The organism is Rathayibacter sp. PhB179 (genome assembly GCF_004345345.1).
Taxonomy (GTDB): Bacteria; Actinomycetota; Actinomycetes; order Actinomycetales; family Microbacteriaceae; genus Rathayibacter; species Rathayibacter festucae.
This window is the reverse complement of the sequence record NZ_SLVD01000009.1, coordinates 198,361-214,605: the sequence shown is the minus strand read 5'-3', so window position 1 is coordinate 214,605 and position 16,245 is coordinate 198,361. Positions and strand designations below refer to the sequence as shown.

Below are 16,245 nucleotides of genomic sequence, written 5' to 3'. Positions count from 1 at the left end.
CCGCGACCCCTCCATCGTCCAACCACAACGAGCCAGCCACAAGATCCTTTCCCCGCCCTGCACTGGCGCCGAAGGCGCCCCCTCCGCTCGATACGCGCGCTGCGCGCGCTACTCGATCAGCATGAGTGGACGGCGGCGGCGGCTCTAGGCTCGCTGGATGAGCACCTCCGCCGCCGTCGCCGTCCTCCTCGAGCCGAGCGGGCTGCCGCACGGGCTGCCCGACTTCGCGGCGGTCGAGCCGGAGGCGTACCGCCCGGCCTTCGAGGAGGCGCTGCGCCGGCACCGGGCCGAGATCGAGGACATCGCCTCCTCCCCCGACGAACCGACGGTCGAGAACACGCTGGTGGCGCTCGAGCGCTCCGGGCGGGAGCTGCGCCGGGTCAGCGCGGTCTTCTTCACGGTGGGCGCCTCCGATCGCACGCCGCTGACCGACGCCGTCGAGGAGGAGCTCGCTCCCCTGCTCTCCGCGCACGACGACGCGATCACCCTCGACCCGCGCCTCTACGCGCGCGTCCGGTCCCTCGCAGACCGGGCAGCGACGCTCGACCTCGACGACGAGACCGCGTACCTGCTGGAGCGCGTCCTCCTGCGCTTCGAGCGCGCGGGCGCCCTCCTCGACGACGCCGGCAAGACCCGGCTCAGCGCGCTGAACGAGCGGCTGTCGAGCCTCACCACCCGATTCGACAAGAACCTGCTCGCCGATACCAACGAGCGGGCCGTGCTGCTGGAGCGCGCCGAGCAGCTGGACGGACTCGACGCCTCCGAGATCTCCGCCGCCGCCCGTGCCGCCGCGGACCGCGGCGCCGACGGCCACCTCGTGACGCTTCCCCTCTACTCCGGGCACCCGTGGCTCGCCCGCCTGCGCGATCGCTCCGTCCGCGAGCGGATCGTGCGCGCCTCCCTCGGCCGCGCCGGGGAGGGCGGACTGCACGACAATCGGGAAGTCCTGCTCGACATCGTCGCCCTGCGCGCCGAGCGCGCCGCGCTGCTGGGCCACTCCTCGCACGCAGCGTTCGTGATCTCGGGCCAGACGGCCGGCACACCCGAGCGCGTCCGCGCCCTCCTCGAGGAGCTCGCGATCCCCGCCGCCTGGAACGCCCGCGCCGAGCTCGAGCAGATGCAGCAGCAGGCCGACGCCGAGCAGGACGCCGCGGGGCAGCCGCGCTTCACGCTCGAGGCCTGGGACCGGGCCTACTACGAGGAGCGCGTGCGCACCGCCCGCTACGCCGTCGACTCCAGCGCGCTCCGGCCGTACTTCGAGCTCGAGCGCGTCCTGCGCGAGGGCGTCTTCGCCGCCGCGACCGGGCTCTACGGCGTCCGGTTCGCGGAGCGGCCCGACCTGGTCGGGCACAGCGCGCACGTCCGTGTCTTCGAGGTCGCGGAGGAGGACGGCGTCCCGCTCGGTCTGTTCCTCTTCGACCCGTTCACGCGCGACTCGAAGCGCGGCGGCGCCTGGATGAACTCGCTCCGGACCCGGACGACGCTGCTCGGCGACTCCGCCGTCGTCGTGAACACGCTGAACATCTCGGCGCCCGGCGACGGGGAGCCGGCGCTGCTCAGCCTCGACGAGGTCGAGACCCTCTTCCACGAGTTCGGGCACGCGCTGCACGGCCTCTTCGCGACCACGCGCTACCCGCGGTTCGGCGGCACGAGCGTCTTCCGCGACTTCGTCGAGTTCCCGAGCCAGGTCAACGAGATGTGGATCCGGCACCCGGAGCTGCTGCCCGTCTACGCGCGGCACGTCGAGACCGGCGAGCCACTGCCGGCCGCCGTCGTCGAGCAGCTCGAGGCGGCGGCGCTCTGGGGCGAGGGCTTCGCGACCACGGAGTACCTGGCCGCCGCTCTGCTCGACCTCGCCTGGCACGAGACGTCGGCCTCCGCCGACCGTGCCGACGTCGTGGAGTTCGAGACGCGCGCGCTGGAGGCCGCCGGGCTGCTGGTCCCTGCGATCCCGCCGCGCTACCGCAGCACGTACTTCAAGCACGTCTTCTCGGGCGGCTACTCCGCGGGCTACTACTCCTACATCTGGAGCGAGATCCTCGACGCCGACACCGTCGAGTGGTTCGAGGAGAACGGCGGACTCGACCGCGCGGCCGGCGAGCGGTTCCGGCGGCGGATCCTCGAGATCGGCGGCTCGCGCGACCCGCTCGTCGCCTATCGGGAGTTCCGCGGGCGCGACGCGCGCACCGAGCCCCTGCTGCGGCGCCGCGGACTCGCCTGATCCGAGGGCTCGTCCCGGGGGTCAGGAGTGGCGGGCCACCCGACGCGGGTGCAGCCAGGCCAGCACGACCAGCCCCACGACGAGGCCCCAGAACGCGGAGCCGATCCCCGCGACCGCGATGCCGGACGCGGTGACGAGCAGGGTCGAGGCGGCCGGGAGGCGCAGTCGCGCGTCCTCGACCGCGGCCTGCACCGACGAGACGAACACGCCGAGCAGCGCCAGCCCGGCGACCGCCTCGATCAGCAGCGGACTGGCGGAGGAGACGAGCGCTGCGGCCGCTCCCGCGACCGCGCCGAGCACCAGATAGGACGCTCCCGCCGAGACCGAGGCGATCCACCGCTTCTCCGGCTGCGGCGAGGCCTCCGGACCCGCGGTCAGAGCAGCACTCAGCGCCGCGTAGTTGACCGGCACTCCCCCGAACACCGCGGAGACGCCGGAGGCGAGGCCGCTGGACACGATCGCCGGACGGGAGTGCGCCTCGAAGCCGAAGCTCGACAGCACCGCGATGCCGGGGATGTTCTGCCCCGCCATCGTGACGACGTAGAGCGGCAGCCCGATGCCGACCATCGCGCCGATCTCGAAGACCGGCACGACGAACTCGGGGACCGGCAGCAGCGGCGCGCCGGCGAGGGCGGCGCCGTCCGTGATGAGCAGCAGCACGATCGCGAGCGCGATCGCCGCCGGCACCGCCCAGCGCGGCAGCAGGCGGAGCAGGATCAGCCAGAGCGCGATGACCGGCAGCGCGAGCAGCGGGATCTCGACCGCGGCCCGCACGGGCGCCAGCACGAGCGGGAACAGGATGCCGGCGAGCATCGCGTTGGCGAGCGGCCGCGGGATGCGCGCCACGAGCCTCCCGAGTGCCGGCCAGAGCCCGGTCACCACGATCAGCGCGGAGGCGACGAGGAACGCGCCGACCGCGCAGTCGAAGCCCCCGGGCAGGGTCGCGGTGGCGGCGAGCAGCGCGGCGCCCGGGGTGCTCCAGGCGAAGGTCATCGGCACCCGGTAGCGCACACTCAGCGCGATGCAGAGCACGCCCTGCAGCACGCAGACCGCGAGCAGACCCGACGCGGCCTGAGCATCGGTGGCGCCGACGGCGACGACGCCCGCGAGGACGATCGCGAAGGAGCTGGAGAAGCCGGTGAGCGCGGCGACGATCCCGGCGAGGAGCGGCTGGACGATGACGGTGCCTCCGGTCGCTGACCCGGCCGAGCGCTGGGCCGGCGGACGCATCGGCGATGCGCTCCGCCAGAGTAGGGAACCGCGTCGCGCCCGGGCGCACGAACGCCGGGCCAATCAGCGCGAACTGGTCACGCGACGGCCCGGCGGAGGCGACTCAGGCGCTCTTCTCCTGGCGGCGGGGAGCGTGCGGCACGATGGTCGGCGCGGCGTTGTCGAGCACCGCGGCGCGGGTGACGACCACGCGGGCGACCTCGTCGGAGGACGGCACCTCGAACATGATCGGGCCGAGCACCTCCTCGAGGATGGCGCGGAGGCCGCGGGCGCCGGTCTGGCGCAGCACGGCGAGATCGGCGATCGCCTCGAGGGCGCCGCGGTCGAACTCGAGCTCGACCCCGTCGATCTCGAACATCCGCTGGTACTGCTTGACCAGCGCGTTGCGCGGCTCGGTCAGGATCTGCATCAGCGCGACCTGGTCGAGCTGCGTGACGGTGGTGACCACCGGGAGGCGGCCGATGAACTCGGGGATGAGCCCGAACTTGTGCAGGTCCTCCGGGAGCACCTCGCTGAAGATGTTGATCTCGTCCTGCTTGTTGTGCAGCGGGGCGCCGAAGCCGATGCCGCGCTTGCCCGCGCGCGAGGAGATGATGTCCTCCAGCCCGGCGAAGGCACCGGCCACGATGAACAGCACGTTCGTCGTGTCGATCTGGATGAACTCCTGGTGCGGGTGCTTCCGGCCGCCCTGCGGCGGCACGGAGGCGACGGTGCCCTCGAGGATCTTCAGCAGCGCCTGCTGCACGCCCTCGCCCGAGACGTCGCGCGTGATCGACGGGTTCTCGGTCTTGCGGGCGATCTTGTCGACCTCGTCGATGTAGATGATGCCGGTCTCGGCCCGCTTGACGTCGTAGTCCGCGGCCTGGATCAGCTTGAGCAGGATGTTCTCGACGTCCTCGCCGACGTAGCCCGCCTCGGTCAGCGCCGTCGCGTCGGCCACGGCGAACGGGACGTTCAACCGCTTCGCCAGCGTCTGCGCGAGATAGGTCTTGCCGCAGCCGGTGGGGCCGATCAGCAGGATGTTGCTCTTGGCGATCTCGATCTCGTCGTGGATCGCGTCCGCGGCGGTGATGGTGTTGCGCACCCGCACGCGCTTGTAGTGGTTGTAGACCGCGACGGCGAGGGCGCGCTTGGCCTGCTCCTGGCCGATCACGTACTCCTCGAGGAAGCCGTAGATCTCCTTCGGCTTCGGGAGGTCGAACTCGTGGCTCGTCTCCTCGCTCGACTCGGAGAGGCGCTCCTCGATGATCTCGTTGCACAGCTCGACGCACTCGTCGCAGATGTAGACGCCGGGACCGGCGATGAGCTGCTGGACCTGCTTCTGGCTCTTGCCGCAGAACGAGCACTTCAGCAGGTCGGCGCTTTCGCCAATACGTGCCACGGGGATGCCCCACTTCCTTGTCGTGCGTCGGTGCTCTCGGGCGGCGGTGCCGTCGAGCGTCTCGCAGAGGGCGGTCATGCGGAACCGCCGAACTCAGGACCGAGCCTAGCCGCTGAGCCGAGGGGGCTCGGCAGGCGGGCCGGATCGGCGGACCATTGCCCCGTCCGTGTCGGTTTGCTACGGTCCGGCGGCGCAGATCCGCCCGCCGGCACGCGGAAGGGCCGGGCGGCGGATCGCTCCGCCTCCCGGCCCTTCGACGATCGGTCGGGCTCCCGAGGTCAGACCGTGAGGGCGGGAACGCCCTTGCGGCTGGTCAGGATCTGGTCGATCAGTCCGTACTCGAGCGCGTCGTCGGCGCCGAGGATCTTGTCGCGGTCGATGTCCTTCTTGACCTGCTCCGGGGAGCGGTTGGAGTGGAAGGACAGCGTCTTCTCGAGCCACTCGCGCATGCGCATGATCTCCGCGGCCTGGATCTCGATGTCCGAGGCCTGGCCACCGCCCTGCTGCACGGCCGGCTGGTGGATCAGGATGCGCGCGTTCGGCAGCGCCAGGCGCTTGCCGGGCGTGCCCGCCGCGGTGAGCACCGCTGCGGCCGACGCGGCCTGACCGAGGACGACGGTCTGGATGTGCGGGCGGATGTACTGCATCGTGTCGTAGATCGCCGTCATCGCGGTGAAGGAGCCACCGGGCGAGTTGATGTACATCACGATGTCGCGGTCCGGGTCCTGGCTCTCGAGCACGAGGAGCTGGGCCATGATGTCGTCCGCGGACGCGTCGTCGACCTGCACGCCGAGGAAGATGATGCGGTCCTCGAAGAGCTTCGCGTAGGGGTCCTGGCGCTTGTAGCCGTAGGCCGTGCGCTCCTCGAACGTGGGGAGGATGTAGCGGGAGGAGGGCGCGGCTCCGGAGCCGAAGGCCGTCCCGCCGAAGGTGGGTGTGTTCATTGTCTCTTCCTGATCTCTCGGCGCGTCGGGGTGCTCAGCTGTCGGTGGCGGTTCCGCCGCCGCCGGCGACGTCGGTCGCCGAGGAGCGGATGTGGTCGACGAAGCCGTAGGCCAGGGCCTCCTCGGCGCTGAACCAGCGGTCGCGGTCGCCGTCCTCGTTGACCTGCTCGACGGTCTTGCCGGTCGCCTTCGCGGTGATCTCGGCGAGGCGCTTCTTCATGTCGAGGATCAGCTGCGCCTGGGTCTGGATGTCGGACGCGGTGCCGCCGAACCCGCCGTGCGGCTGGTGCAGCAGGACGCGGGCGTTCGGCGTGATGTAGCGCTTGCCCTGGGTTCCCGCGGTGAGCAGGAGCTGCCCCATGGACGCCGCCATGCCGATGCCGACCGTCACGATGTCGTTCGGCACGAACTGCATCGTGTCGTAGATCGCCATTCCCGCGGTGATCGAGCCGCCGGGCGAGTTGATGTACAGGAAGATGTCCTTCTCGGCGTCCTCGGCCGCGAGGAGCAGGAGCTTCGCTGCGATCTCGTTCGCATTCTCGTCGCGCACCTCAGAACCGAGCCAGATGATCCGGTCCTTGAGAAGGCGGTCGAAAACACTGTTGGGCATCGCCATATCGGCCATGTGTCGCTCCGTTTCAGTTGTCGCTTCGGAGGCGAATCTATCGGACGGCACCCGGGCGACCCGGCCGTGTTCGCCGGGGGCGGAGCCGGAGCGGCCGGTGTTCGCCCGGGGCGGACTGCGGGCGGGACCCGGGCCGGGACTCGACCCCGGACTCGGGCCGGGACGACGAGAGCCGCCCCCGGTGATCCGGGAGCGGCTCCTGTCGTTCTGCGTCGAGGACTACTCGGCGGCCGGGGTCTCCTTGGCGGCCGGAGCCTTCTTCTTCGCGGGGGCGCGCTTCTTCTTGGGGGCCGGAGCGGCCTCCTCCTCGGCGGCGGGCGCCTCGGCGGCGGCGGGGGCCTCCTCGACGACGGCCTCCTCGACGACCTCGGCGGCGGGCGCGTCGACCTCGTCGGTCGCGGCGTCGGCGTCCGTCTCGTCCGCGTCGTCCCCGGGGACGGCGGTGAACGCGGTCAGGTCGACGGCGTTGCCCTCGGTGTCGGTGACCTTCGCCTTGCCCAGGACGATCGCGAGCGCCTTGTTGCGGGCGACCTCGCCGACCATCTGGCCGATCTGGTTGTTCTCGGAGAGGATCTTGATGAACTCGTTCGGCTCCATGCCGTACTGCGCCGCACCCTGGATCAGGTACTGCGTGAGCTCGTCCTGGCTGACCTGGACCTTCTCCTGCTCGACGACGTGGTCGAGGAGGATCTGGGTCTTGAAGGTCTTCTCGCTCGCCTCGGTGACCTCGGCGCGGTGCTCGGCGTCCTCGAGGCGGTTCTCGCCCTCGAGGTGGCGGTGCACCTCGTCCTCGACGAGCGCGGCGGGGACGGGGACCTCGACGAGGCCGAGGAGGGCCTCGACGAGCTTCTCGCGCGCCTGGCCGCCCTGACCGAAGGTCTTCTGCTGGGCGGCCTGCTCCTTGAGCGAGTCGCGCAGCTCGGCGATGGTGTCGAACTCGCTGGCGATCTGCGCGAAGTCGTCGTCGGCGTCGGGGAGCTCGCGCTCCTTGACGGCGGTGAGCGTGACGGCGATCTCGGCCTGCTGGCCGGCGTGGTCGCCACCGAGCAGCGGAGCGGTGAACGTGGTGCTCTCCCCCGCGGTGAGCGAGTCGAGCGCCTCGTCGATGCCCTCGATCAGCTCGCCCGAGCCGAGCTCGTAGGAGATGGCGTTGGCCGTGTCGACCTCGACGCCGTCGATGGTCGCGATGAGGTCGATCTGCGCGAAGTCGCCGGTCGTCGCGGGGCGATCGACGGTGACGAGCGTGCCGAAGCGGCTGCGGAGCTTGTCGAGCTCGGCGTCGACGTCGGCGTCGGTCACCTCGGCCGCGTCGACCGTCAGCTCGAGGCCGTCGTAGGCCGGGACGGTGATCTCGGGGCGGACGTCGACCTCGATGGCGAGCTCGAGGTCGCCGGTGAAGTCCTTGTCGCTCGGCCAGGCGACGATGTCGGCCTGCGGGCGGCCCAGGGGGCGCACCTCGGTCTCGCGGACGGCCTCGCGGTAGAAGCCGTCGAGCCCCTCGTTGACGGCGTGCTCGAGGACGGCGGCCTTGCCGACCCGCTGGTCGACGATCGCCGGCGGGACCTTGCCCTTGCGGAAGCCGGGGACGTTGATCTGCTCGGCGATGTGGCCGTAGGCGTGGGTGATGCTGGGGCCGAGCTCGTCCGGGGTGACCGAAATCGCGAGCTTGACGCGGGTCGGGCTCAGCTTTTCTACCGTGGTCTTCACGTGAGGGGATCTCCTGTGCTGGTTGGTGTCGGCGCCGTGTGACCGGTCGTCACGGGTCGATGTCGTCACGATGAGTACTCGTGGTCGGGGCGACAGGATTCGAACCTGCGACCTCCCGCTCCCAAAGCGGGCGCTCTAGCCAAGCTGAGCTACGCCCCGGTTGCGCGGGCCGGTGCACCGTGCCGATGAGGACTCTCGTCGAGCCCTTCCTGCACGGTCACTGGCGCGACACGCCGAAATGGCCTTCGCAAGTGTACTGCACCGCACTCCTGCGGCCGGAACAGGCGCGCGGGGCGGCTTCCGCGGGTCGGCGTCGCCGCCGCTTCGCCTCGTGTACTACAGTGTCCTGGTGCCCGGTCGAGACGACGGGCCTCGCCCGAGAGGGCGGCCCGCGGCGGGTTCTCCGGACTGCCGATTTCGGGGCTGTAGCTTAGTGGTAAAGCCTCTGTCTTCCAAACAGATGATGCGAGTTCGATTCTCGTCAGCCCCTCCGATTCTTTCTTCCTTCTTGCTGGTCGAGTAGCCGCACAGCGGCGTATCGAGACCCACCGTCCTCAGCAGGGACGGATCTCGACACGCCCTCTGCGAGGGCTACTCGATCAGCTGGGCTTCCGCGCGCTTCCGCATGCTGGTCGAGCAGCCGCTTAGCGGCGTATCGAGACCCACCGTCCTCAGCAGAGGTGGATCTCGACACGCCCCCTGCAAGAGCTACTCGATCAGCACGGCGGCGGAGCTCAGCGGACGGTGACGGCGACCGGGGCGCTCGTCGCGGTGTTGCCCGCGGCGTCCGACGCCTTCGCCACGACCTGGTGCTCGCCCTTGGGGAAGCCCTTGGTGGAGACGGTCAGCTTCCAGGTGCCGTCGGCCGCCTTCTTCGCCGTCCCGATCCGCGTGCTGCCCGTCCAGAAGACCAGGGACGTGGTGTCGGCGTCCGCGACCGCGACGAGGGTGACCGTTCCGACGACGGTACTGCCCGCGGTCGGGCTGGTGACGCGCGAGGACGGTGCGGCCGTGTCTCGGGCCGGAGTCGGCGTCGGCGTCGGCGTGTGCGTCGGGGTCGGAGAGGCAGTCGGAGTCGGAGTCGCGGTCGCGGTCGGAGTCGGCGTCGGCGATGCAGTCGGAGTCGCGGTTGCAGTCGGACTCGGGGTGGCGATCGGAGTCGCAGTCGGGGTCGCGGTCGGCGTGGCAGTCGCGGTCGGCGTAGCGGTCGCGGCCGGAGACGGAGTCGGAGTGGTGGTCGGGGAGGCCGTCGGGGTGGGGGTCGCGGTCGGGGTCTCGGCAGGATCGGTCGGCTCGGGGACGGCTGTCGGTGCCGGGGAGGCGCTGGGCGTCGGCACGCTCGTCGGCTCAGCGGTCGGCGGCGCGGACGGCACGGGCGTCGACGTCGGCTCGGACGCCGCCCAGTCGGGCACGGCCTCGGGTCCCCAGAGGATGTCGGCGATGAGGGCCTGGCCGCGGGCGTTGGGGTGGAAGTAGTCGACGGTGGACACGATGTCGGGCGAGACGGTGGCGGCGGTGAAGGCGCCGTCGTCCCAGACGCAGCGGGAGCCGACGGCGGAGCAGGCCGCGGCGAGGGCGTCGTTGAACTGACGTGTGCGCTGCGCCGCTGCGGCGACCGCCGCGGTGTACGCGTCACCGGTCTGGACGACGTTGTCGGCCGTCGCCCCGCGGGTCGTGCGGCAGAGCCGGTTCGCGGGCCAGCCCGCCTCGGCCGGTCCCCCGCGCAGGCCCGCCCACTCGGACGCGATGTCCGGCATCGAGCCGACGAGGACCGTCGCCTCCGGCCAGGTCGAGCCGATCTGACGCAGCAGGCTCGACGCCGACGCGCTGAAGGACGCGGCGGGAGTCATCGCGTACCCGTCGGCGGCGCCCGTGAGGTCGGGGTGGCAGAGGTCGTTCCCGCCCACCAGGAGGGTGACGACGTCGGGGTCCGCGCCGGCCGAGGCGGCAGCGGTCACGGTCGAGGCGACGGCGTTGATCCGGCTCCCCGACTTGGCGTAGTTCGCCGTGGTGACGATACTGCCCGGGTTCACCTCCTGGAGGCGGGTGGCGATCGAGCGGACCGCACTCGCGGTTCCCGTCGACCAGGAGTTGACCGGGCAGTCGGCGCGGGTGCCGCAGCTCGAGGCGCCACGGGTGATCGAGTCGCCGAAGGAGACGACCGACAGGGTCGGGGCCGGTTCGGCGGCCGCGGCGGGCACCGCGGCCGCGCCGACGAGGAGGAGGGCGATGAGGAGGAGGACGGACAGGGGGGAACGGCGGGCCGGGCGCGGGGGCATGACTCTGCTCTCGTGGGGCGACGTGGTGCCGCGGCGGCGGAGCGAGGCGGGGGCGCGGGCTCCGTCGACCGGGCGACCGGGGGGACGGGGAGGGGAACCGCCGGATCCGCCCGGAGAAGCGCCGCTCAGGGAGCCCGGCCACTCCGGCGGTGCCGGCTGATCAGAGCCTGGCCGACGGCGCAGCACCGCGATACCGCCTCACGACCGGCCTGCTCCCCCCATAGGTGAGGCGCGGCACGGGTCGAATCCTTCGGTGCGTCCTGCACCGCTCCGACGAGGACCACCGCGGTCCCCTGGGCGCTTGACGGCGGCCCCTGCTGGTCAGCGGACCGTGACGGTGACGGGGGCACTCGTCCCCGTGTTGCCCGAGCGGTCGGTCGCGGTGGCGACGAGATCGTGCTCGCCCTTCGGGAAGCCCCTGGTCGACACGGTCAGCGTCCAGCCGCCGTTCGCCGCGTGCTTCGCCGAGCCGAGGCGGCGACCCTCGCTCGAGAAGACGAGCGACGCGGTGTCGTCGTCGGAGACGGCGGCCAGGGCGACGTTCCCCGAGACCGAGCCGCCGGCGACCGGGCCGGTGATGCGCACCGTCGGCGCGGTCGTGTCCTTCGTGCCGGCGAGGCCTCGGCTCGTAGTCGTGCTCGGGGTCGAGCCGGACGCCGGAGCGCGGGTCGCTGCGGGTGCCGGGGTCGTGGGCCGCGCAGGAGTCACGGTCTTCGTCGCTCGGCGCGCGCCGGCCGGGGCCGGAGCGGCCTTCGGCGCGGGGGTGGTCTTCGACGACGGGGTGGTCCTCGGGGCGGGAGTCGTCGTCGGAGTGGGCGTCGTCGGGACCGGTGCGCCGGTGACCGCCGGCACCGGCGGGGAGACCGGAGCGCCCTGGGTGAGGCGCGCGGCCCAGGCGGGGACCGCCTCGGGACCCCAGAGCACCCGCGCGATCAGGGCCTGGCCCTGGACGTTCGGGTGGAAGGAGTCGACGCTCGAGACGATCTCGGGGCTGATCTCCGTGCGGCTGAGGGCGCCTCCGTCCCAGACGCAGTGCGGGCCCTCGGCCGCGCACGCCGAGGCGAGGGCGTCGTCGTACTGCCGCGTGCGCTCGGCCGCGGCCGCCACCGTCGAGGTGAAGGCGTCACCGGTCTGGACGACGTTGTCGGCGAGGGCCCCGCGCGTCGTCCGGCACAGCTTGGCCGACGGCCAGGTCCTCGCGCCCGCGCCGGTCTGCACCGCGGCCCACTCGGACGCCACGTCCGGGACCGACCCGACGAGGACGGTCGCCTCCGGCCAGGCGGACCTGATCCGCTGCAGCGCACTCGTCGCGGACGCGGCGAACGCGTCGGCGGGCGTCATCGCGTAGCCGTCGGCGGCGGCCCGGAGATCGGGGTGGCAGAGGTCGTTGCCGCCGATGAGCAGCGTCACGACGTCGGGTCGGGCCCCGGCGGCCGCCGCGGCGGACACCGCCGAGGCGACTCCCGCGATCCGGCTGCCTGACTTGGCGTAGTTCGTCGACGTGACGGTGCGACCCGGGTTCAGCTCCTGGAGGCGGGTGGCGACGGAGTGGACCGCGGGTGCGGAACCGGTGGCCCAGGAGTTGACGGGGCAGTCGCCCCGGCCTCCGCAGGTGGTGGCGGCGCGGGTGATCGAGTCGCCGAACGAGGCGACCGAGAGCGCGGGGGCCTCGGCGGCGGTGGCGGACGGGGCGGCTGCTCCTCCGGCGAGGAGCAGTGCCGCGAGAGCGACGGTGGACAGGCGGGAACGGAGGGACATGGCTCTTCTCAAGGACGGTGATGAAGGAGGGCGGAGCACGGTCGTTCGACCGTCGGCTCCAGCGGTCGACCGACCGCGGTGAGGTCCGCGGACGACGCCGGCGGAACCTCGTGGGGAAAGGTATTTCCGCTCCTCCGCAGGCCGCCAACTTGTGGCACGGATCGACTCGACTGGCGTTCATCGAGCAGTTGTCGGCATTTGACCACGTGGCGCACTCTGACGATCCGTGCGCCTCCCTCGAGCTAGCGGCCGACGGCGGCGGTCTGCTGGAGGTCCGCCGGAGACGGCCTCCCCTCGGACGGCTGCGCTCCGGCCGGACGGCCGAGCGTCACGCGCTCGGTCACGTTCTCGCGCATGCCGACCCGGGTCCTCGAGTCGTCCGGGGCGCCGCTGGTCGAATCGGCGATGCCGATCTCGTCGAGCGTCGGGAGGTCCGCCGGAGCCGAAGCCGGAGCGCCCGCGGAGTGCGGAGCCGCCCACGCGGGAACCGCCTCCGGGCCCCACAGGACGCTCGCGACCAGCGCCTGGCCGGCGACGTTCGGATGGAAGTAGTCGACCGTCGAGAGGACGTCCTTCGTGACGGGCGTCCTGGTGAGAGCACCGCCGTCCCAGACGCACTGGGGGCCCGCTGCGGAGCAGGCCGCGGCCAGAGCCTCGTTGTACCGATCCGTGCGCTCCTCGGCTGCGGCGACCGCCGCCTCGAAGGCGGCCCCCCTCTGGACGTGGTTGTCGGCCTTGGCGCCGCGCGTGGTCCGGCAGATGCTGAACAGTCCCCAGATCAGCTTGCCCGGTGTGCCCTGGACGACCTCCCACTCGGACCCGATGTCCGGCACCGATCCGAGCAGCACGGTCGCCCGGGGCCAGGCCGAGCTGATCTGCCGGAGCAGACTCGACGCCGACGCGGAGAAGTCCGCGGCGGGCGTCATCGCGTAGCCGTCCGGCCCGGCCGGGACGTCGGGGCTGCAGAGGTCGTTGCCGCCGATGAGGAGCGTGACCACGTCCGGAGCGGCCCCGGCCGCCTGTGCCGCCGTGACGGCCGCGGAGACCTCGGCGATGCGGCTGCCGGACTTCGCGCGGTTGTCGGTCGTGACCGTGCGCTGCGGAGCCACCTCCTGGAGGCGGGTCGCGATGGAGCGGACCTCGGGCGCGGAACCGGTCGACCAGGAGTTGACCGGGCAGTCGTCCTCCGTGCCGCAGGTCGCGGCGGCTCGGGTGATCGAATCGCCGAAGGCGACGACGGACAGCTCGGACGGTGTCGCGGCGGCGGCGGCGGGGGCGATCGCCCCTCCCGCGAGCACGGCCGCGGCGAGGCCGAGGACGATCAGGGGGGAACGGCGGGGTCGATGCGGGGACACGATTCTCCTCGGGAAGAGTGGGACGGAGACAGAGGTGTCCGATCGATCGGCGAGCCGTCGATCCGAGGGCGGCGACCGCGCACCGGGAGTGACGCGGCGGAACCTGTTCCCGAACGGTAGAGACCCTCACCGCAGAGGCGGAAACTTCTGGCGCCGATCGATCCCCTGGCGCTCCCTGACCGCCTCAGTCGGTCCCGCCGCCGGCCGCTCCCCGATGCAGATCGGCCAGGACGAGGTAGGACGCGGCGTTGCGGCGGATCCCGTCCCGCTCCTGCTCGGACAGCTCGCGGCGCACCTTCGCCGGAACGCCCGCGACGAGGGAGCCCGGCGGCACGACGGTGCCCTCGAGCACCACGGCGCCGGCGGCCACGAGCGACCCGGAGCCGATCACCGCCCCGTTCAGGACGGTCGCGTTCATCCCGACGAGCACGTCGGACTCGAGGGTGCAGCCGTGCAGCACGGCGTTGTGCCCGACCGAGACACCCGAGCCGAGGCTCGCGTCGAACCCCTCGTCCACGTGCACGATCACGCCGTCCTGCAGGTTGCTGCCGCGGCCGATCCGGATGCGCGCCTTCTCCGCGCGGAGGACGGCGCCGTACCAGACGCTCGACTCCTCCTCCAGCACCACCGCTCCGACGAGGGTCGCGCCCGGGGCGACCCAGGCCGAGTCGGCGACGACCGGGGATCCGCTCGGCAGAGCGATCAATCGGGCGTCCGGGTGCGCTCCTGGTGCCATGCGATCGGTCCTCCTCCTCGGCGGACGGTGCGGTCGCCGGATCCCAGTGTCGCAGGGGCGTCGGTCACCGCCCGGGCGGCGATCCTGGCCGGTCGTCGGACCCCGACCACGATCTGTCCCCGTCCGGGGCACGCGCGGAGGAGGCGGCACGACCTAGGCTGACCCCGGTCCGGGGGGATTTCCGTGACCGACGGAACAAGGGGACTGCAATGCGACGACGTACCGCACGGGCGACGATCATGGGAGCGCTCGCAGCCCTCCTCCTGGTGCCGATGGCGGCCACCGCGCCCGGCAGCTCGGCGAGCGCCGCCGCCGACACGGTGAAGCCGGTCGTGAGCATCACCGCTCCGGTGAGCGGATCGACGGTCGCGGGGACGATCTCCCTCGCGGCAACCGCGACGGACGCGGTCGGGACCACTCAGCTCTCGTTCTGGGAGGGCACCCGCCGTCTGGGCTACGCCACCGTGCAGGCGGGCGTCTGGACGCTGCCGCTCGACACGCTGACGCTGGCCGAGGGCTCGCACGTCTTCGTGGCCAAGGGCAAGGACGCGGCGGGGAACATCGGCAACAGCGCCGCCACGCGCGTCACCGTGCAGAACACCGGCTCGACCCCCGTCCCGACGACGAGTCCCTCCCCCACGCAGACCCCGATCCCGTCCGCGACGCCCACTGCGACGACCACTCCCTCGCCGACCGCGAGCCCGACGACCGCACCGAGCCCCAGCGCCACGGCGACCGCCACGGGCTCGCCGAAGCCCGACACGACGAAGCCGACCGCGCGGATCACCTCGCCCGCCACCGGGAGCACCGTCCCGCGGACCGTGACGCTCGTCGCCACCGCGTCGGACGACACCGGAGTCACCGCTCTCTCCTTCTGGTCCGGCTCCACCCGGGTCGGGAACGCCGTGCAGCAGGCCTCCGGCGACTGGTCGCTCACCACCTCGAGCCTCGCCGTGGCCTCGCACGTGATCATCGCCAAGGCCCGCGACGCCGCCGGCAACATCGGCAGCAGCGGCTCGATCGCGCTGACCGTCTCGGCCACGGCACCGACGACGCCACCGACCGCGACTCCGACGCCCACCGCGACCCCGACGAGGACCCCGACGCCCACGGCGACCCCGACCGCCACCGCGACACCGACGGCGACCCCCACGGCCACCCCCACGACCACCCCGACCGCGACGCCGACCCCCACGGCGACGCCCACCACTCCCCCCACCGTGCCCGGCGTCCCGGCGCCGCTCGCGCAGTGGGACTTCACCCAGTCCGCCGCGCCGTACTACTCCACCGCGAACGACCTGCCCCTGCTCCAGGCGGGCAAGACCAAGGCCACGACCACGTCGACGCCCTGGGGCTCCGGGATCTCGATGACCGGGTCGAGCTTCCTCCGGGTGCCGCAGGAGTCGGCGGGTCGCCTGACGATCGGCGCCACGGGCAACGCGGTCACCGTCGCGAGCTGGGTCTACATGACCGACGACAGCACCGGCTACGTCGCCGGCGCCTGGAACGAGCACGGCGAGCGCGCGGGCCGCTCCTACGGCCTCTTCTACGACCTCGGCCTCTACGGCGGCGACGAGCGATCGGCCTTCCACGTCTCGCGGACCGGCGGCCCGACCCCCGGCTATCCGTACTCCCGCGACTACTCGGCCTCGGGGAACACGTTCACTCGGAACACCTGGCAGCTGCACGTCGGCACCTACGACGGCACCTACGCGGTCTCGTACCTGGACGGCACCTCCGTCGCCTACCCGCGCTTCGTCGACAACAAGGGCGCGACCTACGCGAAGAACCCCTACCTCTTCACCGAGGGCCTGAACCCGAACGCCGGCGACTTCACGGTCGGCGCGGTCGAGCTCACCTCCGGCCCCGGCAACTACGCGAAGGGCACCTTCGCGAAGATCCGGGTCTGGGACAAGGCCCTCACCGCCGACCAGGTCAAGGCGCTCTACGACACGGAGCGCACGGCGCTGAAGTAGGCGTGCGCGGACGGCTGTCAGGTCGATGCTGAT

The 16,245-nt window shown here is 72.3% G+C and carries 11 protein-coding genes and 2 tRNA genes; 3 read left to right on the top strand and 10 right to left on the bottom strand.

Going from position 1 to position 16,245, the window contains the following annotated elements:
- Positions 1-157 precede the first annotated feature (157 nt).
- Entirely contained in the window at positions 158-2,221 is a 2,064-nt protein-coding gene (locus EDF43_RS17770; RefSeq protein WP_132437889.1) for a M3 family metallopeptidase, read from the top strand.
- 21 nt (positions 2,222-2,242) lie between these two features.
- Here EDF43_RS17770 and EDF43_RS17765 read toward each other — a convergent pair whose 3' ends face one another.
- From EDF43_RS17765 to EDF43_RS17740, 6 genes are all read right to left on the bottom strand, one after another.
- Positions 2,243-3,451 carry a benzoate/H(+) symporter BenE family transporter gene (locus EDF43_RS17765; protein ID WP_132437888.1) on the bottom strand — a complete coding sequence of 403 codons (1,209 nt, stop codon included), beginning with the start codon at positions 3,449-3,451 and terminating at the stop codon, positions 2,243-2,245.
- Between the two features lie 103 nt (positions 3,452-3,554).
- On the bottom strand, positions 3,555-4,832 hold the full coding sequence (gene clpX / locus EDF43_RS17760) for an ATP-dependent Clp protease ATP-binding subunit ClpX (RefSeq protein ID WP_132437901.1): 1,278 nt from the start codon (positions 4,830-4,832) through the stop codon (positions 3,555-3,557).
- 278 nt (positions 4,833-5,110) lie between these two features.
- A complete protein-coding gene (locus tag EDF43_RS17755) occupies positions 5,111-5,776 on the bottom strand; it encodes an ATP-dependent Clp protease proteolytic subunit (protein WP_123445811.1) in 666 nt (221 codons plus the stop codon).
- A gap of 34 nt (positions 5,777-5,810) precedes the next feature.
- The gene (locus EDF43_RS17750; RefSeq protein WP_260300538.1) at positions 5,811-6,452 is read right to left on the bottom strand and encodes an ATP-dependent Clp protease proteolytic subunit; all 642 of its coding nucleotides are present in this window, start codon (positions 6,450-6,452) and stop codon (positions 5,811-5,813) included.
- Positions 6,453-6,620: 168 nt separating this feature from the next.
- The gene (tig, locus tag EDF43_RS17745) at positions 6,621-8,108 is read right to left on the bottom strand and encodes a trigger factor (RefSeq protein WP_132437887.1); all 1,488 of its coding nucleotides are present in this window, start codon (positions 8,106-8,108) and stop codon (positions 6,621-6,623) included.
- A gap of 81 nt (positions 8,109-8,189) precedes the next feature.
- Positions 8,190-8,267: transfer RNA gene (locus EDF43_RS17740), tRNA-Pro, on the bottom strand.
- A 260-nt stretch (positions 8,268-8,527) separates the two neighbouring features.
- Between EDF43_RS17740 and EDF43_RS17735 the strand changes: the two genes are divergently transcribed.
- Positions 8,528-8,598: transfer RNA gene (locus tag EDF43_RS17735), tRNA-Gly, on the top strand.
- A gap of 244 nt (positions 8,599-8,842) precedes the next feature.
- Here EDF43_RS17735 and EDF43_RS17730 read toward each other — a convergent pair.
- The 4 genes from EDF43_RS17730 to EDF43_RS17710 all read right to left on the bottom strand — a co-directional run bounded on the left by EDF43_RS17730 (position 8,843) and on the right by EDF43_RS17710 (position 14,236).
- On the bottom strand, positions 8,843-10,387 hold the full coding sequence (locus EDF43_RS17730) for a GDSL-type esterase/lipase family protein (RefSeq protein WP_132437886.1): 1,545 nt from the start codon (positions 10,385-10,387) through the stop codon (positions 8,843-8,845).
- A gap of 321 nt (positions 10,388-10,708) precedes the next feature.
- Positions 10,709-12,145, bottom strand: a complete 1,437-nt coding sequence (locus tag EDF43_RS17720; RefSeq protein ID WP_132437885.1) for a GDSL-type esterase/lipase family protein — start codon at positions 12,143-12,145, stop codon at positions 10,709-10,711.
- Positions 12,146-12,387: 242 nt separating this feature from the next.
- A complete protein-coding gene (locus EDF43_RS17715) occupies positions 12,388-13,500 on the bottom strand; it encodes a GDSL-type esterase/lipase family protein (RefSeq protein WP_165909169.1) in 1,113 nt (370 codons plus the stop codon).
- A 184-nt stretch (positions 13,501-13,684) separates the two neighbouring features.
- Positions 13,685-14,236 (bottom strand): gamma carbonic anhydrase family protein, encoded by a 552-nt coding sequence (locus EDF43_RS17710; protein ID WP_132437883.1) that lies wholly within the window; start codon positions 14,234-14,236, stop codon positions 13,685-13,687.
- Positions 14,237-14,445: 209 nt separating this feature from the next.
- On the opposite strand from EDF43_RS17710, the gene EDF43_RS21980 reads away from it, so the two are divergent.
- Positions 14,446-16,212, top strand: coding sequence for an Ig-like domain-containing protein (locus EDF43_RS21980; RefSeq protein WP_165932480.1), 1,767 nt, complete (start codon positions 14,446-14,448; stop codon positions 16,210-16,212).
- Positions 16,213-16,245: the final 33 nt, after the last annotated feature.

Bases quoted from the DNA above. Each gene is read 5' to 3' on its own strand.
- EDF43_RS17770 (WP_132437889.1), top strand. From the start codon at position 158: ATGAGCACCTCCGCCGCCGTCGCCGTCCTCCTCGAGCCGAGCGGGCTG.
- EDF43_RS17765 (WP_132437888.1), bottom strand. From the start codon at position 3,451: ATGCGTCCGCCGGCCCAGCGCTCGGCCGGGTCAGCGACCGGAGGCACC.
- EDF43_RS17755 (WP_123445811.1), bottom strand. From the start codon at position 5,776: ATGAACACACCCACCTTCGGCGGGACGGCCTTCGGCTCCGGAGCCGCG.
- EDF43_RS17730 (WP_132437886.1), bottom strand. From the start codon at position 10,387: ATGCCCCCGCGCCCGGCCCGCCGTTCCCCCCTGTCCGTCCTCCTCCTC.
- EDF43_RS17720 (WP_132437885.1), bottom strand. From the start codon at position 12,145: ATGTCCCTCCGTTCCCGCCTGTCCACCGTCGCTCTCGCGGCACTGCTC.
- EDF43_RS17710 (WP_132437883.1), bottom strand. From the start codon at position 14,236: ATGGCACCAGGAGCGCACCCGGACGCCCGATTGATCGCTCTGCCGAGC.
- EDF43_RS21980 (WP_165932480.1), top strand. From the start codon at position 14,446: ATGCGACGACGTACCGCACGGGCGACGATCATGGGAGCGCTCGCAGCC.